Origin of the sequence: Halorubrum trapanicum (genome assembly GCF_002355655.1) — an archaeon.
GTDB lineage: Archaea > Halobacteriota > Halobacteria > Halobacteriales > Haloferacaceae > Halorubrum > Halorubrum trapanicum_A.
The window spans coordinates 2,755,552-2,776,805 of record NZ_AP017569.1; the positions used below are offsets into that span (position 1 = coordinate 2,755,552).

26 protein-coding genes and 2 tRNA genes are annotated in these 21,254 nt (G+C 69.7%); 12 read left to right on the top strand and 16 right to left on the bottom strand.

What is annotated here, in order from left to right; translation table 11 throughout:
* Positions 1–19 precede the first annotated feature (19 nt).
* Both CPZ01_RS13425 and CPZ01_RS13430 read right to left on the bottom strand, forming a co-directional pair.
* On the bottom strand, positions 20–661 hold the full coding sequence (locus CPZ01_RS13425; RefSeq protein WP_096395901.1) for a transcriptional regulator FilR1 domain-containing protein: 642 nt from the start codon (positions 659–661) through the stop codon (positions 20–22).
* A complete protein-coding gene (locus CPZ01_RS13430; protein WP_096395903.1) occupies positions 658–1,329 on the bottom strand; it encodes a class I SAM-dependent methyltransferase in 672 nt (223 codons plus the stop codon). Before CPZ01_RS13430 ends, CPZ01_RS13425 begins: the two co-directional genes overlap by 4 nt.
* Positions 1,330–1,388: 59 nt before the next feature.
* Between CPZ01_RS13430 and CPZ01_RS13435 the strand changes: the two genes are divergently transcribed.
* Both CPZ01_RS13435 and CPZ01_RS13440 read left to right on the top strand, forming a co-directional pair.
* Complete coding sequence (locus CPZ01_RS13435; protein ID WP_096395905.1) at positions 1,389–1,925, top strand: CinA family protein; 537 nt, start codon at positions 1,389–1,391, stop codon at positions 1,923–1,925.
* 72 nt (positions 1,926–1,997) lie between these two features.
* The gene (locus CPZ01_RS13440; protein WP_096395907.1) at positions 1,998–2,417 is read left to right on the top strand and encodes a universal stress protein; all 420 of its coding nucleotides are present in this window, start codon (positions 1,998–2,000) and stop codon (positions 2,415–2,417) included.
* A gap of 37 nt (positions 2,418–2,454) precedes the next feature.
* Here CPZ01_RS13440 and CPZ01_RS13445 read toward each other — a convergent pair whose 3' ends face one another.
* The 4 genes from CPZ01_RS13445 to CPZ01_RS13460 all read right to left on the bottom strand — a co-directional run bounded on the left by CPZ01_RS13445 (position 2,455) and on the right by CPZ01_RS13460 (position 4,893).
* Positions 2,455–2,658 carry a hypothetical protein gene (locus CPZ01_RS13445; protein WP_096395909.1) on the bottom strand — a complete coding sequence of 68 codons (204 nt, stop codon included), beginning with the start codon at positions 2,656–2,658 and terminating at the stop codon, positions 2,455–2,457.
* A 714-nt stretch (positions 2,659–3,372) separates the two neighbouring features.
* Positions 3,373–3,446: transfer RNA gene (locus tag CPZ01_RS13450), tRNA-Thr, on the bottom strand.
* A 61-nt stretch (positions 3,447–3,507) separates the two neighbouring features.
* Complete coding sequence (locus tag CPZ01_RS13455) at positions 3,508–4,095, bottom strand: GNAT family N-acetyltransferase (RefSeq protein WP_096395911.1); 588 nt, start codon at positions 4,093–4,095, stop codon at positions 3,508–3,510.
* A 66-nt stretch (positions 4,096–4,161) separates the two neighbouring features.
* Entirely contained in the window at positions 4,162–4,893 is a 732-nt protein-coding gene (locus CPZ01_RS13460) for a CBS domain-containing protein (protein WP_096395913.1), read from the bottom strand.
* 177 nt (positions 4,894–5,070) lie between these two features.
* On the opposite strand from CPZ01_RS13460, the gene udk reads away from it, so the two are divergent.
* The gene (udk, locus tag CPZ01_RS13465; RefSeq protein ID WP_096395915.1) at positions 5,071–5,769 is read left to right on the top strand and encodes a uridine kinase; all 699 of its coding nucleotides are present in this window, start codon (positions 5,071–5,073) and stop codon (positions 5,767–5,769) included.
* Positions 5,770–5,877: 108 nt separating this feature from the next.
* On the opposite strand, the gene CPZ01_RS13470 is transcribed toward udk, so the two are convergent.
* Both CPZ01_RS13470 and CPZ01_RS13475 read right to left on the bottom strand, forming a co-directional pair.
* Positions 5,878–6,147, bottom strand: coding sequence for a hypothetical protein (locus CPZ01_RS13470; protein WP_231899179.1), 270 nt, complete (start codon positions 6,145–6,147; stop codon positions 5,878–5,880).
* A gap of 611 nt (positions 6,148–6,758) precedes the next feature.
* Positions 6,759–8,141 (bottom strand): DEAD/DEAH box helicase family protein, encoded by a 1,383-nt coding sequence (locus tag CPZ01_RS13475; RefSeq protein ID WP_096395919.1) that lies wholly within the window; start codon positions 8,139–8,141, stop codon positions 6,759–6,761.
* 49 nt (positions 8,142–8,190) lie between these two features.
* Between CPZ01_RS13475 and CPZ01_RS13480 the strand changes: the two genes are divergently transcribed.
* Positions 8,191–9,138 (top strand): alpha/beta hydrolase, encoded by a 948-nt coding sequence (locus tag CPZ01_RS13480; protein ID WP_096395921.1) that lies wholly within the window; start codon positions 8,191–8,193, stop codon positions 9,136–9,138.
* A 13-nt stretch (positions 9,139–9,151) separates the two neighbouring features.
* Here the strand turns inward: CPZ01_RS13480 and CPZ01_RS13485 are convergent, their stop codons facing one another.
* Entirely contained in the window at positions 9,152–9,601 is a 450-nt protein-coding gene (locus tag CPZ01_RS13485; protein WP_096395923.1) for a universal stress protein, read from the bottom strand.
* A 107-nt stretch (positions 9,602–9,708) separates the two neighbouring features.
* Here CPZ01_RS13485 and CPZ01_RS13490 point away from each other — a divergent pair, with 107 nt between their 5' ends.
* Together CPZ01_RS13490 and CPZ01_RS13495 are read left to right on the top strand one after the other, a co-directional pair.
* The gene (locus CPZ01_RS13490) at positions 9,709–11,319 is read left to right on the top strand and encodes an amidohydrolase (RefSeq protein WP_096395926.1); all 1,611 of its coding nucleotides are present in this window, start codon (positions 9,709–9,711) and stop codon (positions 11,317–11,319) included.
* 96 nt (positions 11,320–11,415) lie between these two features.
* Positions 11,416–11,667 carry a SelT/SelW/SelH family protein gene (locus tag CPZ01_RS13495; RefSeq protein WP_017344604.1) on the top strand — a complete coding sequence of 84 codons (252 nt, stop codon included), beginning with the start codon at positions 11,416–11,418 and terminating at the stop codon, positions 11,665–11,667.
* 26 nt (positions 11,668–11,693) lie between these two features.
* On the opposite strand, the gene CPZ01_RS13500 is transcribed toward CPZ01_RS13495, so the two are convergent.
* From CPZ01_RS13500 to CPZ01_RS13515, 4 genes are all read right to left on the bottom strand, one after another.
* The gene (locus CPZ01_RS13500; protein WP_096395928.1) at positions 11,694–12,560 is read right to left on the bottom strand and encodes an agmatinase family protein; all 867 of its coding nucleotides are present in this window, start codon (positions 12,558–12,560) and stop codon (positions 11,694–11,696) included.
* Between the two features lie 5 nt (positions 12,561–12,565).
* Positions 12,566–12,943: a translation initiation factor IF-5A gene (locus CPZ01_RS13505; RefSeq protein WP_096395930.1), complete on the bottom strand. Its 378-nt coding sequence runs from the start codon at positions 12,941–12,943 to the stop codon at positions 12,566–12,568.
* Between the two features lie 111 nt (positions 12,944–13,054).
* Positions 13,055–13,342, bottom strand: coding sequence for a hypothetical protein (locus CPZ01_RS13510; RefSeq protein ID WP_096395932.1), 288 nt, complete (start codon positions 13,340–13,342; stop codon positions 13,055–13,057).
* Positions 13,342–14,511: an aminotransferase class I/II-fold pyridoxal phosphate-dependent enzyme gene (locus CPZ01_RS13515; protein ID WP_096395934.1), complete on the bottom strand. Its 1,170-nt coding sequence runs from the start codon at positions 14,509–14,511 to the stop codon at positions 13,342–13,344. Before CPZ01_RS13515 ends, CPZ01_RS13510 begins: the two co-directional genes overlap by 1 nt.
* Positions 14,512–15,088: 577 nt before the next feature.
* On the opposite strand from CPZ01_RS13515, the gene CPZ01_RS13520 reads away from it, so the two are divergent.
* Together CPZ01_RS13520 and CPZ01_RS13525 are read left to right on the top strand one after the other, a co-directional pair.
* Complete coding sequence (locus tag CPZ01_RS13520; protein ID WP_096395936.1) at positions 15,089–16,129, top strand: AI-2E family transporter; 1,041 nt, start codon at positions 15,089–15,091, stop codon at positions 16,127–16,129.
* A 76-nt stretch (positions 16,130–16,205) separates the two neighbouring features.
* Positions 16,206–17,861, top strand: a complete 1,656-nt coding sequence (locus CPZ01_RS13525) for a succinic semialdehyde dehydrogenase (RefSeq protein ID WP_096395939.1) — start codon at positions 16,206–16,208, stop codon at positions 17,859–17,861.
* Positions 17,862–17,905: 44 nt separating this feature from the next.
* Here the strand turns inward: CPZ01_RS13525 and CPZ01_RS13530 are convergent, their stop codons facing one another.
* Positions 17,906–18,493 carry an NAD(P)/FAD-dependent oxidoreductase gene (locus CPZ01_RS13530; protein ID WP_096395941.1) on the bottom strand — a complete coding sequence of 196 codons (588 nt, stop codon included), beginning with the start codon at positions 18,491–18,493 and terminating at the stop codon, positions 17,906–17,908.
* Between the two features lie 114 nt (positions 18,494–18,607).
* Positions 18,608–19,474, bottom strand: a complete 867-nt coding sequence (locus CPZ01_RS13535; protein WP_096395943.1) for a hypothetical protein — start codon at positions 19,472–19,474, stop codon at positions 18,608–18,610.
* Positions 19,475–19,635: 161 nt separating this feature from the next.
* On the opposite strand from CPZ01_RS13535, the gene CPZ01_RS13540 reads away from it, so the two are divergent.
* From CPZ01_RS13540 to CPZ01_RS15120, 4 genes are all read left to right on the top strand, one after another.
* Positions 19,636–19,709: transfer RNA gene (locus CPZ01_RS13540), tRNA-Tyr, on the top strand.
* Between the two features lie 173 nt (positions 19,710–19,882).
* Positions 19,883–20,173, top strand: a complete 291-nt coding sequence (locus tag CPZ01_RS13545; RefSeq protein WP_172863975.1) for a hypothetical protein — start codon at positions 19,883–19,885, stop codon at positions 20,171–20,173.
* Positions 20,174–20,299: 126 nt separating this feature from the next.
* Positions 20,300–20,815 (top strand): hypothetical protein, encoded by a 516-nt coding sequence (locus tag CPZ01_RS15115; protein WP_157745997.1) that lies wholly within the window; start codon positions 20,300–20,302, stop codon positions 20,813–20,815.
* Positions 20,812–21,003: a hypothetical protein gene (locus CPZ01_RS15120; protein WP_157745999.1), complete on the top strand. Its 192-nt coding sequence runs from the start codon at positions 20,812–20,814 to the stop codon at positions 21,001–21,003. The genes CPZ01_RS15115 and CPZ01_RS15120 overlap by 4 nt, the downstream gene beginning before the upstream one ends.
* A gap of 6 nt (positions 21,004–21,009) precedes the next feature.
* On the opposite strand, the gene CPZ01_RS13550 is transcribed toward CPZ01_RS15120, so the two are convergent.
* On the bottom strand, positions 21,010–21,207 hold the full coding sequence (locus tag CPZ01_RS13550) for a hypothetical protein (RefSeq protein WP_231899181.1): 198 nt from the start codon (positions 21,205–21,207) through the stop codon (positions 21,010–21,012).
* Between the last annotated feature and the right edge of the window lie 47 nt (positions 21,208–21,254).

The window sequence follows — 21,254 nt, forward strand, 5'->3', positions numbered from 1 at the left end:
CGGCCGGGGGCCGGGCCGCTCACCCGCCGGTCACTTGCTCGGCGTCGTCGAGGTAGCGCCGACAGGTCGCGGCCGCCCACTCGCGGACCGCCGGATCGTCCGTCCACAGCAGCGCGGCGACCCCGTCCCCGCCGATCCGCCCGACGACCGCGCGGTCGTCCGCGAGGGCCACCGCGACGGGCGACGCGCCCCCGTGGCGGTACGCGTCGACGCCGCGGTCGGCGAGCGCGCGCCGGACGACCGCCCCCGTCGCTCCGGCGAGGCGGTCGCTCGCGGACCCGGTGAACACGACGCGGACCGCTCGCGGGGCGTTCGACCCGGATACAGCGTCGCTCTCCCCGTCATCCTCGTCGTCTCCGGCCGCAGCGTCGCCTCCGGCCGCAGCGTCGCTCCCCGCGGCCGCCAGCGCCTCGTTCAGTCGCCCGGCGAGGTCGGCGTCGAACCGCGGGACGACGGCGACGACGCTGTCGGCCTCGCCGACGAGTTCCGCGAGCCGTCCCGCGGGAGTCAAGGCGTCGGTGCCGGCCGCGTCTTCAGCATCCGACTCGTCTCCGCGCTCGATGCGTTCGATCCGCCCGTCGAGGCTCGCCGGGTCCGCGTCGACCGCACGCGCCACGAGCGACCGGAGGACCGCCGCGGGCGACGCGTCGTCGTCGCTCACGCGTTTCGCTCGTTCGCGGCTTTTGAGTCGCCCTCGTCCCCCGGCCACCGGTCCGGTGCCTCCGGGCGTTCCGGGTACGACTGCCGGCCCCCGGTCGACTTCTGCGCGAGCAGCCGCGCGGTGGCGCGTCGCCGGTCGCCGGGGCGCTCCGCCGTCGTCTCGTCGTAGTAGCGCACGCTCAGCCCGAGCCCGGCGCGGAGCAGCTCGTTCGCCGCGAACCGGTAGCGGTCGTCGCTCGGCCCCGACGGGGACGGCTCCGCGGACCGGAGATGGCCCTCCACGAAGAGGTACCCGCCGGGCCTGAGCGACTCGACGAGGTCCGCGAACCGGTCGAGGGTGTGGAAGTAGCTCATCGCCACGAGGTCGTACGTCTCGGTCGGGAACCCGTACGTCGAGACGTCGCCCCGAATCGTCTCGATCCGGTCGCCGATCCCGCGTTCCGCGGCGCGCTCGCGGACGATCCGGAGCCCCTCCGCCGACGCGTCGAGCGCGTCGACGTCGTAGTCGCGGTCCGCGAGGAAGACCGCGTTGCGGCCGGTGCCGGCCGCGACGTCGAGCGCGCGGCCGCCCGGCAGCGACGGCTCGTAGGCGCGTAACACGGGGGACGGCTCCGGCGCGCGCGGGTACTCGCCCGACGCGAACCGCTCGTCCCAGTCGGTGTCGGTCACGGTCGCCCTTCGACGCGCCGGGGCGTAAACCTCAGGGGCGAACCGCTCGGAGTGGGGGTATGGAAGACGCGACGGACCCGGCGGAGCGGCTGAACGCGCTCCTCGGCGACGGCGACGAGACGCTCGCGACGGCGGAGTCGCTCACGGGCGGCCTCGTCGGGTCGCGGGTGACGGACGTGCCGGGCGCGAGCGCTTACTTCGACCGCGGGTTCGTGACGTACACGTACGCCGCCAAGCGGGAGCTGCTCGGCGTCTCCCGCGAGTCGCTCGACGCCCACGGCGCCGTGAGCGGGCCCGTCGTCCGCGAGATGGCGGCGGGGGCCCGCGACCGGGCGGACGCGGACTGGGCGGTCGCGACGACCGGGATCGCGGGGCCGACCGGCGGCACCGACGAGAAGCCGGTCGGACTGGTGTACTTCGGCGTCGCGCACGCCGCGCCGTGGGGCACCGAGGAGTCGTTCGTCAGGACCGAGCGAGCCGTCCTCGACGGCGACCGCGACGCGGTGAAGCGGGGCGCGGCCGAGCGCGCGCTCGACGCGCTCGTCCGGACGATCGAGGACGTCGACAGTGAGAGCGTCGAGGACGCGGACGGGTGAACGCGGGGTCGGCCGAGGCGCCCGGCCCACACCACCACGTGCGTTTATCAGGTGACGGCGCGTACTGCCGGTATGATCGAGCGCGTACTCGTGGCGATGGACGGCTCAGACCTCTCCGAGCGCGCGCTCCGGTACGCGCTCGACGGGCACCCCGACGCCGAGATCACCGTGTTGAACGTCGTCGGCGGCGCGTCGCCGATGATGGGGCAGGCCGCGGGGATCGCCCTGTCGGACGACGGGGAGGGCGGGATCCGCGAGGCCGCCGAGCCGGTGTTCGAGCGGGCCCGCGAGATCGCCGCCGAGCACGACGCGGCGATCGAGACGATCGTGGAGGCGGGGCAGCCCGCCCGCCAGATTATCGACCACGCCGAGGAGTTCGACGTCGTCGTGTTAGGCACCCACAGCGGCTCGCTCGCGGACCGGCTCCTCGTCGGCAACGTGGCCAAGACGGTGTTCCAGCGCTCGCCGGTGCCGGTGACGGTCGTGCGGTGAGTCGGGCTCCCCCGCGGGGGCGCGGCCGCTCCGGTCGCTATTCGATGTAGGCGTTTCCGACGACGGCGACGACGAGCGCGGCGATCACGATCCACGTGAGCGGTTCGACCGCGAGGAGCCGGAGCGGCCGCGCGACCGATTCGTCGAAGCCGAAGAGCGCGCCGCCGGCGAACCCGACCGCCAGCACGAGCGCGCCGACGATTCCGGCGACGCCGAGCAGCGCGCGGTCCGACGCGTCCATACCCGACGTGGGCGTCGGGGCTACTTAAGAAATGTCCGGCGGGCGGTCGCGGAGCGAGACCTACTTGGAACGCTTCGCGACGGTCGTACCATCACATCACTCGGAGCCGAAGAAGCAGGGTACGGCAGGAGGTCGACTACGAGAACGCGCGAAGGTGTACGGCAACCTTCGCGAACTCGTCGATGATCTGCGTGAGGGAGACTACCTGTCGTCCAGACGGAGACGTGGTGTCTCTGCGAGCGTTGATATTGAAGCACGGAGAGCGCCAACTGGTGGGAGCGGGGATGACCTACGCCCACCCCGAACCGAGGTTCATACGTGATGACAATCAAGCGGGGATAGCGGTCGTGTCAAAGCGGTCGCAAGTCGCCGATGAGCGGCGGTCTGTGTGGATGAAATACCACGCAAAAGGGTATAATATGAATGGGATTTCGCTCCCTGATTGGAGCAGGCTTACTCGCCGTTACAGCGGCGAGGCACCGTCGCTCTGATGGTCATCGGGGATAGGCACATTACTGCCACGTCCCGTGGTGCGTGTGACACCAGAGGTACTATGATACAAAACAGTTACTACTACCACTACTATTAGGTGTCACGCCGAGATCCCGATCTGTGGCTCTCTACCGCGGATTCTAGATAATTATCCAACGATCGGCAGGGCACATAACCTCACTGGGTGCCGGTCAGCTGTGGGATCATTTAGAAACTTGATAGAGCCAGGGCAGGGATTTGAACCCCGGAAGTCTCGATTACAAGTCGAGTGCATGAACCACCCATGCTCCCCTGGCGCGTGCGGCCGTACTCGGTCCTCCTATGTGTGCGTGTCGCTTTCCGCGAACCCGGCCGGCGTCAGTCGCTTTCGACCGCGGATTCGGTGCCCCCGTCGCGCCCGTCCTCGTCCTTCGAGGCCGCCGCAGCGTCGTCCTCGTCGTTCAGCGACTTCGTCAGCTCGACGCGGTGGAGGTCGTAGCCGCGGTCCGCGTAAAACTCTCGGGCGCGGTCGTTGTCGGCGAGCGCCTCCAGCGCAACGCGGTCGGCGCCCGCCTCGTCGAGCGCGCGCTCGGCCGCGTCGAGCAGCGCCGCGCCGATCCCTTCCCCGCGCCACTCCGGGGCCACGAACAGGTTGCTGACGGTGCCGCGGGCGGCGTCGCGCTCGTAGTCGCCGCGTTCGAGCGAGAAGCCGACGAAGCCGACCGGCTGGGGGTCGCGGTCCCCATCCCGGTCCGGTTCCGATGCGGGTTCCGGCTCGCGGGCGACGAGCAGCTCGCCCGTCACGACCGACTGCGCGACCCACTCGCGGGCCGTCGCGCGGTTCGCCTCGGCGCGGAGCGTGGCGCCGTGTTCGCGCTGACCGGCCGCGAGCGCCACCCACATGTCGATGACGGCGTCAACGTCGTCGGCGGTCGCCGGCTCGATCAGCGCGTCCGTCTCGCCCATGCGGAGGGCTTCGGCTCGGGGCCTGTTGAGGCTGCCGGCCGGCGAATCGCTCGCTTCGAGGCCGACTCAGATCTCTCGGCAATTCGGGCAGACGGCCTGCCCGTTGGCGGTGACGAGGTCCGGCACGAGCGCGCCGCAGTTCTCGCAGACGCCCTGCGTCGAGGCGCCGCTCGGCGCGCCCGCGGGCGAGTCGGCGCCGCCGTCGGTGCCGGCGGGCTCGTCCCGCGTCGCGGCCGCCGTGCGCTCCGCCGCCTCCGGGTCCATCGTCGCCTCGGCGCCCCGCTCCGCGTCGGAGTCCGCGGCGGCCGCCGTCGACAACACCGTCCCGTCCGATCGGGGGTCGGCGGCCGCGCTCTCGTCGCCGAACCCCTCGGCGCCGGCGCCCGTCCGCGGCGCGCCCGCGGCGAGGGCGTCGCCGTCCGTGACCACGCCGACCGCCTCGCCGTCGTCGACGGCGACGACGCGGTCCGCCCCCTCCGCGACGAGGCGCTCCTCGACCGCCGCCAGCGAGTCGTCCGGCGACACCGCCGGCAGCGGCGGGCCCATCACGTCGCCGACGGTGCGGTCTTCGGGGGACGCCGCCGCCTTCGATTCGTCGCCGACGCCGGTCGCGGAGAGCAGCGCGTCGAGCGCGTCGCGGGACTCCAGCCGTCCGACCGGCTCGCCGCCGCGCACGACGACCAGGCAGTTCGTCTCCTCGTCGACCAGCAGCGCGGCCGCTTCCGGGAGCGAGTCCGACTCGCTGACGCCGAGGAACTCGCGGTGCATCACGTCGCGGACCGTGGTGTCTGTTCGCATACTTCCCGAATTTGCTCCGATCGGCTAAAAGGTGCCCCCGACACCGTTATATCGGCACCGACCGTAGCCATGCGATCGGGTACCACACTCGGTGACGCGGGCCGCCCGCGACGCTTGCGCGGATCGGCCGCGACGACGAAAGGGAGCGTTCAAGCCCGCGGCCGTTCGAACGCCGATATGGTCATTCCCTCGTTCGTGATCGGGATCGCGGGGGGGACGGGCGCCGGGAAGACGACGGTCTCCCGGCTCGTCACCCGCGATCTCGGCGACAGCGTCACCCGGATCCCGCTGGACAACTACTACGAGGACCTCTCGCACCTCGACTTCGAGGAGCGCCAGGAGGTCAACTACGACCACCCCTCCGCGTTCGAGTGGGAACTCCTCCGGGAGCACCTGGAGGCCCTCTTGGAGGGGCAGTCCGTCGAGATGCCCCAGTACGACTTCGAGATCCACAACCGGAAAGACGAGCGCGTCACCGTCGAGCCGACCGACGTGATCGTGTTGGAGGGCATCCTCGCGCTGTACGACGAGGAGATAAACGCCATGATGGACCTCCGGCTGTTCGTCGAGACGGACGCCGACGTGCGTATTCTCCGGCGAATTCGGCGGGACGTGATCGAGCGCGGCCGCGACCTCGAAGGCGTCATCGACCAGTACCTTTCGACGGTGAAGCCGATGCACGAGCAGTTCATCGAGCCGTCGAAGAAGCACGCCGACGTGATCATCCCGGAGGGCGCCAACAGCGTCGCGGTGAACCTCTTGGAGGAGAAGCTCCGCGCCGAGGTCGAGGGGGACGCAGTCCGGAGCTGGGAGCGCGGCAGCCTCGAACAGGAGCTCGGCGAGAAGCGCTCGCTCGACGTCGACGGCGACGATTAATCGCGGTGAGCCGTCGCGGTCGGCGGAACAGATGTGAGATCGACGAGGAGAGATTCCGAAGTCCCGACCGCTCGCTTATAAATAGCTGGCATTGCTGAAATTGACCAGCTATCTCGAATTTTGGACGACGTGAACGAGTGCGCCGGTGACGGCGGCGGCGATGAAGCAGCCGACTCCGTATATAAGTGCGATCGAGAAGAACGGTCCCAACCCCTGTACCAGTAGCTCCGGACTCCCGGCGTCGATCGCGGCGCGGACGCCGCTACCGAATCCGAAAACGGTCGCGAACACGACGGCAGCGAGTACGCCGGCCTTCGAGCTCTCGATCACCGATCCCGCGAGATCGGTGCTTCTCCCGCCAATGGTTCCGCCCGCCACCGCGCCCCCGAGCGCCCACCCGTCCGGGCCGATGAGTACCCCTGCGATGATACCGACTGCCGAGCCGACGAGTACGCCCGCGACGACGGTTCTGGTGAAAAATCGCATACTGCGATATCTACTTGTTTTTTAAAGGTATGGGGTTGATCCCGTGACAGAATCGGAGAAGTGTACTAAGTAAGGTGTGTGGTGTTTCTTCTGTACTGACCGGAATCGAATCGAAGCGTCTCTCGTTTATAAGTAACCGACTGTGGATCGACGACGACCACCGCCAAAGCCCCAGTCGCGAGGGCGGCGCACGCTCGCTGCGGTCCTCAGTCGTTCGCTCCGCTCACTCCTTGCGGTCCTTACTTCGCCTGCGCCGCCCTCGCGACCGCCCCTTTGAGTCCCACCCCGCACCGCACAGCCCCGCACCTCACGCCTCCCCAGCCTCGCGCCTCGCTCGGGGCTCCCTTCAGTCGCCCCCTCGCTCGCCGCGTCCCTCGCGCGTGCTCCTCGCGGCCGCCTCCGGCGGCCACTCGGAGGCACGCGCCGCCGCACCGCTGATCATTTATAAGCAGCTGTCGCAGCCGCTCACGGGTATTTAAATATCGCATCTCGACAGATCGCGCTCACCGCCGCCGGCTCGCCACGCGCTCCTCGGCGGTCTCGGCGCTGACGAGCTCGTAGAGGGTCGCCCGACCGCCGTCCTCCTTCGGGCGGAGCACGCGGCCGAGCCGCTGGGTGAACTCGCGCTCACTGCCCGACCCGGAGAGGAGGACCGCGACGTTGGCGTCGGGCACGTCGACCCCCTCGTCGAGGACGTTCGCGGCGACGACGCGCCCGTAGGTGCCGTCGCGGAAGCGTTCTAAGATTTCGCGGCGCTCCTTCGCGCCCGTCTCCGCGGTGATCGCGGGGAGGAGGAAGCGCTCGGAGAGTCGGTAGACGAGGTCGGTGTGGGCCGTGAACACGATCACGCGGTCGTCGCGGTGACGGTCGAGGATCTCCCCGAGCCGCTCGACCTTGCGGTCGGCGTTCATCATGATCTCGCGGGCGTCCCGCTTCGCGAGGAGGGCCTCGCGGGCGGCGGGATCGTTGCCGGAGCGCTTGACGAGCTCCTGGTAGTCGCTCCCGCTGGAGAACGTGATCCCCGCGTCGCGAACGTACTCGACGAACGTGCCCTGCTTCTCGTCGTAGCGCTCGCGCTCCTCCTCTGTGAGCTCCACCTCGATCCGCCGGATGTCGTACGGCGCGAGGTGGTCGCCCGCGAGGTCGTCGACGTCGAGCGCGTAGACGCGCTCGCCCACCAGCTCGGCGACCGCCTTGTGGGCGCCGTCCGGGCGCTCGAAGGTGGCGGTGAGGCCGAGCCGCGCGGGCGCCGCGAGCAGGCGCGCGGCGTCGCGGTACCCCTCGCCGCCGAGGTGGTGGACCTCGTCGAAGACGACGAACTCGAAGGCGTCGCCCACGCCGTCGGCCTTCAGGTACGCGGAGTCGTACGTCGACACCGTGATCGCCTCGCGGCGCTGCTCGCCGCCGCCGAACCGGCCGATCGGGAGGTCGAACTCGCGCTCCAACTCGCGCTGCCACTGGTCGAGCAGGTCCACCGTGGGGACGACGACGAGCGTCGGCACGCCCAGCTCGACCATCGCGCGGATCGCGATCACGGTCTTGCCGGCGCCGGTCGGGAGCTCGATCACCCCGCGCTCGCCGGCGTCGCGCCACGCGTCGAGCGCCTCGCGCTGGTACTCGCGGAGGTCGTAGTCGGTGGCGAGCGCGTCCGGCAGCCCCGCCTCGCTCGCGGCGCGGTCGCTCGCGTCGAGGACCCGGTCGTCGACCGAGACGCCGGCCACCCGGAGCGCCCGGCGCAGTTCGGCGTAGCGGTGCGCCGGCGCGCGACCGGTCCCGGTCCGGGGGTCCGTCTCGACGCCCGGCAGCGGCGGCAGCGCGTCCGGGCCGAGGTCCGGGTCGGCGTCGACGCGGATCGTGCCGTCCTCGTAGGTGAGCCGGACGTCCATCGCCCGGAGTTGCCGACCGACTTACAAAGGCCCACCGCCTCGCCCCGGTATGCGCGCGGACGAACTCGACCCGGACCTCGCGGCGGCGGTCGCCGAGATCGAGTCGCTGGGCCTGCCCGCGTGGAGCGACCTCTCCGCCGACGCCGCCCGACGCTTAGAGGACGAGCTGTTCTCCGGGCCGCCGGAGCCGCCCGTGGGCGACGCCCGCGATTTCGCGTTCGACGGGCCTCACGGCGAGGTGCCGGTCCGGGTGTATCGGCCCGAAGGCGCCGTTGAAGATTCGGCAGAATCCCGCGCACTCGTCCACTTCCACGGCGGCGGGTGGACGCTCGGCACGCTGGACTCCGTCGACGGGATCTGCCGCGAACTCGCGGTCCGCGCCGACGCGGTCGTCGTCTCCGTCGACTACCGGCTCGCCCCGGAACACCCGTTCCCCGTCGCGGTCGACGAGGCGGCCGCCGCACTCGCGTGGGTTGCGGAGACGGCCGACTCCCTCGGCGTCGACTCCGACCGGGTCGGCGTCTCGGGGACGAGCGCCGGCGGCGCGCTCGCGGTCGCGGCGTCGCTCCGGGCTCGGGATCTCGGCGATGTCCCGACTCCCGCCGGCCAGTTCCTGCTCTATCCGATCGCCGGCTACGACTTCGAGACGGACTCCTACCGCGAGAACGCCGACGGGCCGCTCCTGACGCGCGAGGACATGAAGTGGTTCTACGAGCGGTACCTCCGGAGCCCGGTCGACGCCGCGAACCCCTACGCGGTGCCGCTCCGGGCGGACCACCTCGGCGACCTGCCGCCCGCGACGGTCGTCACCGCCGGGTTCGACCCCCTGCGCGACGACGGCGTCGCGCTCGCGGAGCGGTTCGAGCGGGAGGGGACCTCGGTCGAGGGCCGCCACTACCCGGCGATGGCGCACGGGTTCTGTAGCCTCGCGGATCGGGTGGACGCCGCGGAGGCGGCGCTGGAGGCGGTCGCGAGGGACGCGCGGAGCTATCTGTGACTGTCGCGGGGACTCAGGCGTCGACGGTCGTCTTCACGATACTCACCGGCGCGGGCGACTGCCGGGAGACGCGCTCGGTGACGGAGCCGAGCATCCGGCGGTAGTCGCCGGAGCGCGTCTTCGAGCCCATCACCGTGAGGTCGACGTCCTCCTCGTCGGCGTAGCGGAGGATCTCCTCGTGGGGGACGCCGTACCGAAGGGCGGTCGCCGTCTCCACCCCCGCGTCGCGGGCGCGCTCGGCGACGGCGTCGAGCGCCTCGCGGCCGCTCTCTTCGAGCGTCTCCTCGGCGCCCTCGGCCCCGTCGACGAACTCGTCGCCGGAGTAGGCGTTCACCACGTCGCTGTCGACGACGTAGAGGACGTGGAGCGTCGCGTCGTAGCGGTCGGCGGCGTCGATCGCGTGGTCGATCGCGCGGTCGACGCCGACGCTGCCGTCGGTCGGGAGGAGCACGTTGTCGTACATGTGCGGCGGTTCGCCGGGCGACCGAATAAATCGGTCGCCGGTTCTCGGCCGGTGGCGAGGTGACCGTTTCCCGAACGGTTAACACGCTGTGTGCCCCCCGGATTCCCATGACAGAGGCCGCCGACCGGATCTTCGTGAACGGGGAGGTACACACGCTCGCGCACCCGGCCGACGGCGGCGACGCGGTCCGCGAGGCCGTCGCCGTGCGGGACGGCGAGATCGTCCGGACCGGGCGGACCCACGACGTGGAGCTGCTCGCGGGCGTCGACACCGACGTGGTCGACCTCGACGGGCGAGTACTCTTACCGGGGTTCGTCGACGCGCACACCCACCTGACCACCGTCGGGCGCTACCTCGTCCACGCGGACCTCTCGGCGGCGGCCTCCCTAGACGAGGCCGTCGACCTGCTCTCGGAGCGCGCAGCGGAAGTGGAATCCGAGTCGAGCGGCGGCGGGGCACCGGACGGCGGCGGGGAGGCGGAGGACTGGGTGCTCGGCTACGGCTACGACGAGTCGACGTGGGACGAGTCGCGCTACCTGACCCGCGCGGACCTCGACCGCGTCTCGACCGAGCGCCCGGTCGCGGCGTTCCGCGAGGACATGCACGTCGCGGCGGTCAACGGCGTCGCGCTCGACCGGTTCGCCGACGACCTGGCGGCCGCCCCGGACGACACCGTCCCGACCGGCGGCGACGGCGAGCCGACCGGCGTCCTCCTCGAAGCCGCCATCGACCCGATATACCGGGCGGTCGAGCCGGACCGCGAGGAGACGCGTGCGGTCGTCGAGGCCGCGCTCGACCACTGCGCCGCCCGCGGGATCACCGGCTTCCACGACATGGTCCGGGACTCGCACGCGCCGCGGGTCTACCGCGCCCTCGACGCGGCCGGGGAGCTCACCGCCCGCGTCCGGATCAACTACTGGAGCGACCACCTCGACGCTGCGCGGGAGGTCGGCCTCGCGACGAACGGCGGGAGCGAGTTCGTCGAGACCGGCGCGATCAAGTCGTACACGGACGGGAGCTTCGGCGGCCGGACCGCGCGCCTCTCGGAACCGTACGCGGACGCCCCCGACGAGACCGGTCAGTGGGTCGTCGACCCCGACGAGCTGAACGAGACGGTTGCGGAAGCGACCGAGGCGGGCTTCCAGTTCACCGCCCACGCCATCGGGGACGAGGCGATCGCGGCCGTGCTCGACGCGTACGAGGACGCCTCGCGGACCGACGCCGGCGAGGCTCGCCACCGGATCGAACACGCCGAGCTGGCCGACGACGAGGCGATCGAGCGGCTCGCGGAGACGGGCGCCGTCGCGAGCGTCCAGCCGAACTTCCTGAAGTGGGCGCGCTCGGACGGCCTCTACGAGGAACGGCTGGGCGAAGCGCGCACCGCCGAGACGAACCGCTACCGCGAGATGCTCGACGCGGGCGTCGAACTCGCGTTCGGCTCCGACGGGATGCCGATGGACCCGCTGTTCGGCGTCCATCAGGCGGTCACCGCTCCAGCCGACCCTCAGCGGCTCACCGTCACCGAGGCGCTGCGCGCGTACACGAGCGGCGCCGCCTACGCCGGCTTCGACGAGGACCGGCTCGGCACGATCGAGGCGGGGAAGCGCGCCGACCTCGTCGCGCTTGACGCCTCGCCGTGGGAGCGCGACGACGCGATCGACGAGATCGACGTCGCGCTGACGGTCGTCGACGGCGCGGTCGTGTTCGACGGCCGGTAGCCGGCGGCGAGGAAGCGCAGCGGCCGTCGAACCGGGGAATCCGCAATCGCTGCCAGAAAACAGCAGTTATTAATCGTGTAGTTCCAATTCGACGGCATGGCAGAGATAGCCATCGAGTACGCCGAGGGGAACCGCCTCCGCTCGGAGGCTGAGACCGCCCGACGGCTCATCGACGCGTACCTCGGCGACCGCCCCGACGTCGACCGCGTCACGCTGTCGCCCTCCGGCGAGTCGGTGTTCTGCGTCAGCGTCGAGGGAGACCGAATCTGGTGTACCGACCCCCGCGAGTGGATCGACGCGATGGAGGCGGTGACCGCCGCGCGGCGGCGGCTCTCCGAGGTCTCGTAGCGCTCCGTTCGTCGGCCGGTCGGCGTTCACTCCGAGCCGTCGGGCCGGTCGCCGTCGGACGCGGTCGCGGTCGCGTCCGCGTGCGAGTGCGCGAACTCCCGTAGCAGCTTGCCCGCCACCGCCGCCGCCTGCCCGTCGTCACGGTCGTTCACCTCGACGACATCGAACCCGTCGGCGCGGGGCGCCACCGCGCGCACGAGGTCCCGGACCCCTCGGGGTTCCAGCCCGAACGGCTCCATCGTTCCCGTCCCGGGGGCGTAGGCGGGGTCGAGGGCGTCGATGTCGATCGAACAGTAGACGGAGTCGTCCCCGAACGCGTCCTCGCTATCGAGCGCGTCGAGCCACTCGCGGGCGTCCTCGGGCGCGACGATTTCCACGTCGGCGTCGGCCGCGCGGTTCCACTCCGCCTCGGACCCGGTCCGGGCGCCGACGATCACGGCGCGGTCGACGCCGAGGTCGTCGAGGCAGCGGCGCGTGACGCAGGCGTGGCTCCACGGGTTGCCGTCGTACGCCTCGCGGAGGTCGAGGTGCGCGTCGGCGACGACCAAGATGTCGGGGTCGACGGCGTCGACGCCCGCGTACGTGACCGTGTGTTCGCCGCCGAGGAGGAGGGGGACGGCGTCGTCGTAGACGACGCTCCGGAGCTCCGCGGCGAGGTGGTCGAGGTACGCCGGCACGTCGTCCCACGGGCGCACGTCGCCGTCGTCGTGGACGCCCAGCGCGGAGAATCGGCTGTCGGTGCGGCGGTCGTAGTCGTCGTACGTCTCGGCGAATCGCCGGACCCGGTCCGGTCCGAACCGGGTGCCCGGCTGAAAAGTGGTCGTGGCGTCGAGCGGAGCGCCGACGACCACGTAGGAAGCAGCTTCGCGGCCGGTCGTCGCCCCGGGAAACATGCCGACTACCCGATGATCTTCCGTTGGCCCTCGTAGTCGAGGTACTCGATGTTGTCGTCCGAGGTGAAGTCCTCGCCCTCGGGGATGCGCATCGTGAACGTGTCGTAGGTGTCTAAGTCCATCACCTGGACCTCGTCGTCGTTGACGTTGACGACCTGTCCCTGCTTGCGCTCGATGATCGGGACCCACACCTTCGCGTCGACCGGCTGCGAGAGCGAGCGCTTCTTGTCGTCGAAGACGCCCTTCCCCTCGACGCGGGCCTTCGCGCTGCCGTGTTTTCCGGGTTTGGCGGTGCTGTAGTGGTTGATCTTACAGGGCGCGTCGTCCATCATCACGTAGCTGCCCTCCTGGAGTTCGCGAACCTGCTTCTGCTCTCGCGGCATGAGCGTCAATTCCCGCGGCGCGTGTATAAACGGTTTGGAACGCCGTCGGACGGGCGTTCGTCGAGTCGGCGACCGCGCCCGTGGTGAGTTCGCCGGACTCGGCCGCGGCGGTCAGGGGTCGAGTTCGTCGACGTACTCCTCCGGCTCCTCGTCGTCGCCGACGTTCCCGTCCGGCGGGACGAGCTGGCCCGTGTACAGGTAGCTGACGACGAACATGACGATGAAGCCGACGCCGACCGCGGCGGTCGTCCGCACGACGAACGGGAAGTCGACGACGATATAGAAAAAGCGGTCAGCGATCGCGATGGCGACCGCCGCCGTCACCAGTATCTTCTGCTCGTCGGTCGGGTCGCGGACGAACTCGACCACGTCGTCTTTGAGGTCGCCGAACAGGCCCATCAGGCGTCACCTCCGGTCGCCGCGGCCGAGCCGGACGCCGCCGCGTGGTCCTCGATCACGCGGGTCACGCGGTCGAGCCCGTCTTCCAGCTCCTCGGTCGGGAGGCCGAACCCGATCCGGAAGCGGTTCGGGAAGCCGAACAGGTTGCCGGGCGCGAGGACGACGCTCGCCTCCTCGACGACCGTCCGGCAGAACGCCTCCGCGTCGTCGAAGCCCTCGGGGAGAGTGACGAACGCGTTGACGCCGACGGGGTCGAGCCAGTCGAGGTCGTGCTCGTCGACCCAGTCCGCGACCGTCTCGCGGTGGTCGCTCGCCAGCTCGCGGTTCTCGGCGAGGATGCGGTCCTCGCGCCGGCCTAAGGCCTGCTTCGCCACGTGCTGGCCGAACAGGCTCGGCGAGATGGTCGTGTAGTCCTTCCACTGCCACGCGCGCTCGACGACCGGTTCCGGCCCGGCGATCCAGCCGAATCGCAGGCCGGCGAGCCCGTACGCCTTCGTGAGGCTGGTGGTGGAGATACCGTGCGCGCCGTAGCTCGCGACCGGGGGCTGTGGCTCCTCGGCGAGGAGGCGGTACACCTCGTCGCAGAGCAGGTAGGCGTCGCGCTCGACCGCGACGTCGTAGACGGCCCGCATCGCGGCCTCGTCGTGGTACTTCCCGGTGGGGTTGTTCGGGTTGTTCACGACGATGACGGCCGTGTCGTCGCGGGCGGCGTCGGCGATAGCCTCGGGGTCCAGCTCCCACTCCGGCGGCTCCAGCTCGACGCGGGTCACGTCGCCGAACGCGTCCGGGACGGCGTGGAGCGCCTGATACGTGGGGGTGACGACGACGGCGTGGGTGCCGGAGCCGACGCCCGCCGCGTCGCCGTCCGAGCCGCCTCCCTCCCCGTCGACGGCGCCCTCGTCGCCCAGAAGCGAGAGGAACGTCAGGAAGTTCGCCTCTTGGGTGCCGCAGGTGAAGAGGACCTCGTCGGCGGAGCGGTCGTAGCGGTCGCCGACGGACGCCCGGAACTCGGGGTCGCCGTTCGTCGGGATGACGTAGCCGAGCTTCCCTGGGTCGAGGTCGAACCGACTCGCATCGAGCGACCGGATGCCGCTCTCGGCCAGCATGATGTCGGCCTCGTGTTCGTGCTCCGCGAACCAGCGTTCGAGGCCGAACGGGTCGATGCGCATACTCGGTGTCGGGCCGGCGCGAGGTTAGGTGCTGTGGTTGCCGGTGGCGATCGCGGGGCGGACGGATGCGCTCCGTGGTGGTGTTCCGGCGAGTCGACGGGGAACGCTCCCGAAGCCCCAGCCACTCATTTATAAATGGTTGATCGCGGATCGGCGGTGAACACTTCCAAAGCCCCAGCCGCTCGGTTCTACGCAGTTGCTGGCGGATCGGCGGCAAACACCTCCAAAGCCCCAGCCGCGAGACCACAGTACGCTCGTTGCGCTCCTCGCTCACTCCGCTCGCTGCGGTGCTTACGTCGCCTACTGTGGTCTCGCGGCTGCCCCTTTGAGTCCCGCCCCGCACCGCACAGCACCGCACCTCACACCTCCCCAGCCTCGCGGCTCCCTCCGCTTCGCTCCGGTCGCCGCTCCCTCGCGCGTGCTCTTCGCGGCCGCCTCCGGCGGCCACTCGGAGGCACGCGCCGACCGCATTGTCCTTTATAAGCCATCGTCGCCGCCGGTCGCGGACATTTATATACCGGCTCGCGATCGCCGCGGTCACCGCAACGACTTTCCTCGCCGGTTGTGACCCGAGCACATGGTTCTCACCCGGCAACGGCTGCTGGCGGTGCTGCTCGTCGCGCTGGCGACGCTCGCGGCGGCCGTGCTGGCGGAGGTGCTGCGGACGGTCGTGTTCGCGGTCACCGTCGCGTACGTCCTGTTCCCGCTCCGGCAGCGGCTCGTCGGCCGCGGCCTCTCGCGTCGGATCGCGTGCGCCGCCGCCACCGCGGTGGCGTTCGTCGGCGCGACGCTCCTCGTGGCGCCGCTGCTGTACGCGCTGTACCGGCGCCGCTCGGAGCTGATCGCGATCCTCGAGGGGATCCCGGACGTGGTCCCGATCAGCGTCGGCGGCTTCGAGACGGTCGTCGAGATCGCGCCGTTCGTCGCGGCAGCCGAGACGTGGATCCGCGGGGTCGCGATCGCGGTCGCGGGCGCGGCGCCGGTGCTCGTCTTGGAACTCGTCGTGTTCACGTTCCTCGTGTACGGTATCCTCTATCGCCCCGGCGCGGTCGGAACGGCCGTCTTCGGCGTCGTCCCGGCCGAGTACCACGACATTCCGACTCGACTCCACAGGCGGACGCGGGAGACGCTGTACTCGATCTACGTGCTTCAGGCCGCGACCGCGGCGGGCACGTTCGTCCTCGCGCTCGCGGTGTTCCGGGCGCTGGGGTACGGCTCGCCGGTCCTGTTGGCCGTTATCGCGGGCGTCCTCCAGTTCGTCCCCGTCGTCGGCCCGAGCGTCCTCGTCGTCGCGCTCGGCGTCGGCGACTTTCTCGTCGGTGAGACCGCGCGGGCGGTCGCCGTGCTGGCTATCGGGCTCGTCGTCGTCGCCTTCGTGCCCGACGCGGTGATCCGGACCCGTCTCGCCGGTCGGACCGGGAAGATCGCTCCCGGGCTCTACTTCGTCGGGTTCGTCGGCGGCATCCTCACGCTCGGCGCCGTCGGCGTCATCGTCGGCCCGCTCGTCGTCTCGCTGCTGCTCGAAGCCATCGACATGCTCTCGGAAGGCGGCGCGGCGTCGGGGGGCGTCGCGGCGGCGGCCGAGTCAGTCGACGGGAGCGATGACTCGCCGGACTGACCGGCCACTAACCGCCTGAATTCACTCTCCGCCGCCGGTACGGCTTTCCCTCCGCCGGCCGTCCCTCCGGTATCTGATGTCCTCGACGGACCCCCCCACCGCTGTCGGCGACGCGCCGACGCTCGCGGCGCGACGACTCGACGGCCTCGCCGACCGCGCGGCGCGAGCGCGGCCAGCGGACGACGGCGACGACGGCGACGGCCCGAGCGGCGACCCCGACGCGATCGACGTGTTCGCCCCGGCGACCGACGAGCGGATCGGGAGCGTGCCGGCCTGCGGCGCGGACGACGTGGCGGCCGCGGTCGAGCGCGCTCGGGACGCACAGGCGGCGTGGGCCGAGACGCCCGCGGCGGAGCGCGCGCGGATCGTCGAGCGGTTCGGCGACCTCGTCGCGGACCGCCGGGAGGAGCTGCTCGACGTCCTCCAGGTCGAGACCGGGAAGTCCCGCCGCACCGCGGTCGAGGAGCTGTTCGACGTGCCGAGCGGCTGCGCGTACGTCGCGGGCGAGGCGCCCGACGCGCTCGCCGAGGAGCGCCGCCGCGGCGTCGCACCCGGGATCGCGGCCGCGACGGTCACGTACGAGCCGGTCGGCGTCGTCGGCGTGATCTCGCCGTGGAACTACCCGCTGACCCTGTCGATGGCCGACGCGATCCCAGCGCTGGCCGCGGGCAACGCGGTCGTCCTCAAGCCGGACGAGAAGACGCCGTACGGGGCCCTGCTACTCTCCGAACTGCTGGAGCTCGCCGGCCTCCCCGACGGCCTCTTTCAGGTCGTCACCGGCGAGGGACCGACCGTCGGCCCGCCGCTGATCGACGCGGTCGACTACGTCGCGTTCACCGGCAGCACGGCGGTCGGGCGGAGCATCGCGGAGCGCGCGGGCCGGAACCTGATCGGCTGCTCGCTGGAGCTCGGCGGCAACAACCCGCTCGTCGTGTGCGGGGACGCCGACGTCGACGAGGTCGCCCGCGGCGCGGTCCAGGCCTGCTTCTCGAACACCGGCCAGCTCTGTCTCTCCGCCGAGCGGATCTACGTCGTCGAGTCCGCGTACGACGCGTTCCTTGACGCGTTCGTCCGCGAGACCGAGGCGCTGACGCTCGGGGTCGGCTACGACTACGACGCCGACCTCGGCTCGCTCGTCGACGCCGACCAGCTCGCGCGCGTCGAGTCGCACGTCGACGACGCCCGCGAGCGCGGCGCGACCGTCGAGATCGGCGGCCGCGCCCGGGCCGACGTCGCGCCGTACTGCTACGAGCCGACGATCTTGACCGGCGTCGACCCGGACGCGACGCTCGCCTGTGAGGAGACGTTCGGCCCCGTCGCCGCGGTGACGCCGGTCCCGGACGCGGCGGCCGCGGTCGACGCGGCCAACGACTCTCCGTACGGCCTCAACGCGAGCGTCTGGACCGCGGACCGCGAGCGGGGCGCCGAGCTCGCCCGCGAGATCGACTGCGGCACGGTGAACGTCAACGACGCGTTCCTCGCGACGTGGGGCGCAAACGACGCGCCGATGGGCGGGTTCGGCGACTCCGGGCTCGGGCGCCGACACGGACCGGAGGGGATTCAGCGGTACGCGGAGTCGCGGACGGTCGGCGTCTCGCGGGTCGGCCCGCTGACCTTCCCCGACCGGATCCCGACCGACTGGTTCGTCGGCGGGGCGTTCGCCGCGATGGGGGTCGGGCGGCGGGTGCGCCGCGGCCTCCGAGCGGTCCGCCGTCGCCTGTCGCGCCGCTGATCGGGATGGGTCGTCGGGGAAAATATCGAAGTACGGACGGGGAGTTACTCGTCGTCGATCAGGTCGCCGAACACGGAGGCTGCGGTGTCGGGCACGTCGAAGTCGTGGTAGTGCTCGCCCTTCTCGTTCGAGAGGATGTTGAGCGCGGCGGCGGCGCCGTCGCCCGCGGAGATGACCGCCTGCCACTCCTCGGCGCGGGCCATCGCGCCGGTCGCGTAGACGCCCTCGACGCTGGTCTCCATCGAGACGCCGACGCTGACGGTGTCGTCGTCGTCGAACTCGCAGCCCAGCTCCTCCGCGAGGTCGCGGTTCGCGCCCGTCGCGAGGACGACGTAGTCGGCGTCGTACTCGCCCTCCTCGGTCGTCACGGCGAAGCCGTCGCCGGCCTCTTCGACGGCGGTGACCTCCTCGCCTTGGTGGCGGTCGACGCCGAAGTCGTCGACCTGCTGGCGCGCGGTCGCCAGGAACTCGCTGCCGCCGACGGAGCCCACGCCGAGGTAGTTGAACAGGTGCGCCTTGTGCATCCACGTCCCGTCCGTGTCGAAGAGGACGGTGTCGAGGCCGTTCTTGCTCGCGAACAGTCCCGCGCTCAGTCCGGCGGGTCCACCGCCGACGATTGCGACGTCTGTCATAGCCGCGTGTACGCGGCCCGGCTCATAAGGGTTGGCGGAAGCGGGGATCGACGGAACCCGGCCGATGCGGCCGCCACCGCCGACGGAGGGCACGGAGCGCGGGCCCGAGCGCGGTCACTCGGTGAAGTCGGTGAGCGAACCGGCACCGTCGTCTCCGGAGTCGTCGTCGCTTTCGGAGCTGTCGCCGCCCCCGTCGACGTCGCCTTCCTCGCGGCCGTTCGCCTCCCCCCACGGGTCGTCGGGGTCGACCGGCTCGACGGCCCGGTCGAGTTCGGCGGCGTCGTACTCGACGTCCTCGTCGAGGATCATCGCGAGGCGCTGCCAGCGCGCGCTCCGCTCGTCTTCGCCCTCCGGGCCGACGCGCGCCCCGTGGGTCTTGAAGAAGCGGGTGCCGCGCCCGCGCTTCGACCCCTCCCCGGTGTGGCCGTCGAAGACGGCGTCGAACGTCTCCTCCGGTTCGAGGTCCCCGACCGGGAAGTCGTGGGCGGGTTCCTCGCCGCGCTCGCGGGCCTCGGCCCGGACCTCGGCGACGGCGGAGAAGTACGCGTCCGCGTTCGACGCCTCGCGGGTCGAGCGGGCGCGGGCCGCCGCGAGCGCGGCGTGGACCGCACAGAGGCGGCCCTTCCACGCGTCCGGCTCCCAGCGCTCGGTGGCGAGCTCCTCGTAGCGCTCGATCAGGAGCGCGATCTCGTCGCCCGCGCGGAGGTCCTCGACGACGTAGAGGTTCAGCCGGTCCCAGAGGTTCCAGGCGTACCCGGAGCGGGCCAGCTCCCAGGCCGCCCACGCCGCGATCTCTTCGTCGGAGCGCCGGACCGCCTTCTGGAGGAGGCTGGAGACGACGTAGCGGCTGTACCCGCCGTCGGTCTCGTTGGCCGCCTTCTCCTCGCCGAAGTCGTTCTCGCCCGTCGCGTCCGGCGTCGTCTCGGTTTCGAGGCTCCCGTCCGACCCGAACGTCGCCTGTCTGTCGTCGCCGTCGGCCATGTCCCCGCTCCCGCCGCGAGCGACTTAACTGCCGCGCGGCGAGGCGGTCCGGTCGCGACGCGAGCGGCGTTCGAGTCCGGCGATCGGGGGCGCGGTACAGCGGATCACACCGGTTCTGAAAGGGAACCCTTAAGTCGAATCCAGCGGCTATGTTTCGGTAACCGCCCTTAGCTCAGCTTGGTAGAGCAGTCGACTGTAGATCGACTTGTCCCCCGTTCAATTCGGGGAGGGCGGATCTAACATTTCCGTCGATTCCGGGTGGAACCCGGAACCGGCGATTTCCGAGCGTAGAAGACGTGAGCCGTTAGGCCGCGTTTTCAGAAGACGCCCGAAAAAATCGGAGTTCAACAAGCTTCGTAACGCTCCCCGACGCCGTCGTGCGAATTTCGAAGTGGACGGGGGTAGAAGATGAGTTCCCGTCGCAACAGTGACGAGGAGGATGTACCCGAGGAGCAGTCGGACGGGGACGCGCTGGCGCCGCACCACTTCTACGTCGGCGTGGCGCTGTCGCTGTTCGGTTTCGCGTCGATCTGGCCGTACTACCCGGCGACGGGTGCGGGCTTCGCGTTCATCGGTCTGCTGGTCGCGCTCGACGACGTGATCGAGCACATGACTCCGTATTCGACGCCGCTCGATCAGGTGTGGAAGCGTGCCGTGTTCCCAATTATAAGAGAGTTAGAAAATCACGCTGGACCCTGATGTAATTCAAAGTTTTTGAAATCATGACAAGGTTGCTTGGTACATAATCTAATCGGCTCTGTTGAATTTTGACTCACTATTATATGGTTACTCACAATACATTCGCGTAGCAATTGCTATCCAAACATGTCTGAGCAGGATGGTCCTTCTACACCTAGTGAGATAAGAACATACCGTCGAGCCTTAGAAGACGCCAGAGATACACTTGGAGAGCTTTACCAGTCGATTTCAATACTTGAGCAGAAAGGGTGGAGAGTAGTACGTATTAATTTGATCATCACCACAATCGTACTATCCGCATTAACCACTAGTGGAGCACTGGTGAGTATTCGTCTTATACCTTTGACTCTCCTTTTTTTATCAACACTTTTTCTCTCTGTATCTACTGGTTGGGGTTTTGCGATGCAAAAACGGCGGTCTGCTGAATTAGGGGTGGGATCTGAGATGTTAAATATAGCAGCAGAAGGCTCTCATCATGAGCACGATTATCTTAGTAGGGCATTGGATATGTACCTTGAGAGTATTAAAACCGCCAAGCAGAGAAATGGAAGAATGGCTACTTATTTGGATGCTGCCATCTACACTAGTATTGTTGGCGTGACACTTATGTTGTCTACACTCATACTAGTATATATAATATGACTGAATCCGACGAAACAGACGACTCGGAGCCTGAAACCACAGCGAATCCGTTTGATGATGCAGACACAGAAGAGGTATTCAACATGGAATTCGAGGGACCAGATCTTTCCAGAATCATTCGGAAGGCTTCAGAAGACGAAGCCGAGGACAAAGGCGAAGACGAGGAGCCCAAAGACAGCGATAACTAACAATCTCTAAACAAACGCCTGCGTCCGCTCCTCGGTATGCTCGCTAACGACCTCGTCGACGCCCTCCCGATCGACCATCGCCGCGTGTAGCGCCTCACCGGTCGTCATCAGCTCGCTCATGTCGTCGGCCTCCTCGATCCCCTCCTCCCACGCTTCACGTTCACCGGGACGGAAGATCCCACGATCGTCGAGCGCGGCGACCAATTCTCGCAGATCCTCGCGATAGGCGGATTGGAGAGACCTGTTTCACT

What these genes read in the sequence shown, in the direction of transcription:
- CPZ01_RS13545 (WP_172863975.1), top strand. Translation starts at nt 19,883, where the DNA reads ATGAGTTCCCGTCGCAACAGTGACGAGGAGGATGTACCCGAGGAGCAG.
- CPZ01_RS13510 (WP_096395932.1), bottom strand. Translation starts at nt 13,342, where the DNA reads ATGGGCCTGTTCGGCGACCTCAAAGACGACGTGGTCGAGTTCGTCCGC.
- CPZ01_RS13460 (WP_096395913.1), bottom strand. Translation starts at nt 4,893, where the DNA reads ATGCGAACAGACACCACGGTCCGCGACGTGATGCACCGCGAGTTCCTC.
- CPZ01_RS13525 (WP_096395939.1), top strand. Translation starts at nt 16,206, where the DNA reads ATGTCCTCGACGGACCCCCCCACCGCTGTCGGCGACGCGCCGACGCTC.
- CPZ01_RS13445 (WP_096395909.1), bottom strand. Translation starts at nt 2,658, where the DNA reads ATGGACGCGTCGGACCGCGCGCTGCTCGGCGTCGCCGGAATCGTCGGC.
- CPZ01_RS13495 (WP_017344604.1), top strand. Translation starts at nt 11,416, where the DNA reads ATGGCAGAGATAGCCATCGAGTACGCCGAGGGGAACCGCCTCCGCTCG.
- CPZ01_RS13440 (WP_096395907.1), top strand. Translation starts at nt 1,998, where the DNA reads ATGATCGAGCGCGTACTCGTGGCGATGGACGGCTCAGACCTCTCCGAG.
- CPZ01_RS13455 (WP_096395911.1), bottom strand. Translation starts at nt 4,095, where the DNA reads ATGGGCGAGACGGACGCGCTGATCGAGCCGGCGACCGCCGACGACGTT.
- CPZ01_RS13530 (WP_096395941.1), bottom strand. Translation starts at nt 18,493, where the DNA reads ATGACAGACGTCGCAATCGTCGGCGGTGGACCCGCCGGACTGAGCGCG.
- CPZ01_RS13480 (WP_096395921.1), top strand. Translation starts at nt 8,191, where the DNA reads ATGCGCGCGGACGAACTCGACCCGGACCTCGCGGCGGCGGTCGCCGAG.
- CPZ01_RS13500 (WP_096395928.1), bottom strand. Translation starts at nt 12,560, where the DNA reads ATGTTTCCCGGGGCGACGACCGGCCGCGAAGCTGCTTCCTACGTGGTC.
- CPZ01_RS13490 (WP_096395926.1), top strand. Translation starts at nt 9,709, where the DNA reads ATGACAGAGGCCGCCGACCGGATCTTCGTGAACGGGGAGGTACACACG.
- udk (WP_096395915.1), top strand. Translation starts at nt 5,071, where the DNA reads ATGGTCATTCCCTCGTTCGTGATCGGGATCGCGGGGGGGACGGGCGCC.
- CPZ01_RS13520 (WP_096395936.1), top strand. Translation starts at nt 15,089, where the DNA reads ATGGTTCTCACCCGGCAACGGCTGCTGGCGGTGCTGCTCGTCGCGCTG.
- CPZ01_RS13505 (WP_096395930.1), bottom strand. Translation starts at nt 12,943, where the DNA reads ATGCCGCGAGAGCAGAAGCAGGTTCGCGAACTCCAGGAGGGCAGCTAC.
- CPZ01_RS13475 (WP_096395919.1), bottom strand. Translation starts at nt 8,141, where the DNA reads ATGGACGTCCGGCTCACCTACGAGGACGGCACGATCCGCGTCGACGCC.
- CPZ01_RS15120 (WP_157745999.1), top strand. Translation starts at nt 20,812, where the DNA reads ATGACTGAATCCGACGAAACAGACGACTCGGAGCCTGAAACCACAGCG.
- CPZ01_RS13485 (WP_096395923.1), bottom strand. Translation starts at nt 9,601, where the DNA reads ATGTACGACAACGTGCTCCTCCCGACCGACGGCAGCGTCGGCGTCGAC.
- CPZ01_RS13435 (WP_096395905.1), top strand. Translation starts at nt 1,389, where the DNA reads ATGGAAGACGCGACGGACCCGGCGGAGCGGCTGAACGCGCTCCTCGGC.
- CPZ01_RS15115 (WP_157745997.1), top strand. Translation starts at nt 20,300, where the DNA reads ATGTCTGAGCAGGATGGTCCTTCTACACCTAGTGAGATAAGAACATAC.
- CPZ01_RS13515 (WP_096395934.1), bottom strand. Translation starts at nt 14,511, where the DNA reads ATGCGCATCGACCCGTTCGGCCTCGAACGCTGGTTCGCGGAGCACGAA.
- CPZ01_RS13535 (WP_096395943.1), bottom strand. Translation starts at nt 19,474, where the DNA reads ATGGCCGACGGCGACGACAGACAGGCGACGTTCGGGTCGGACGGGAGC.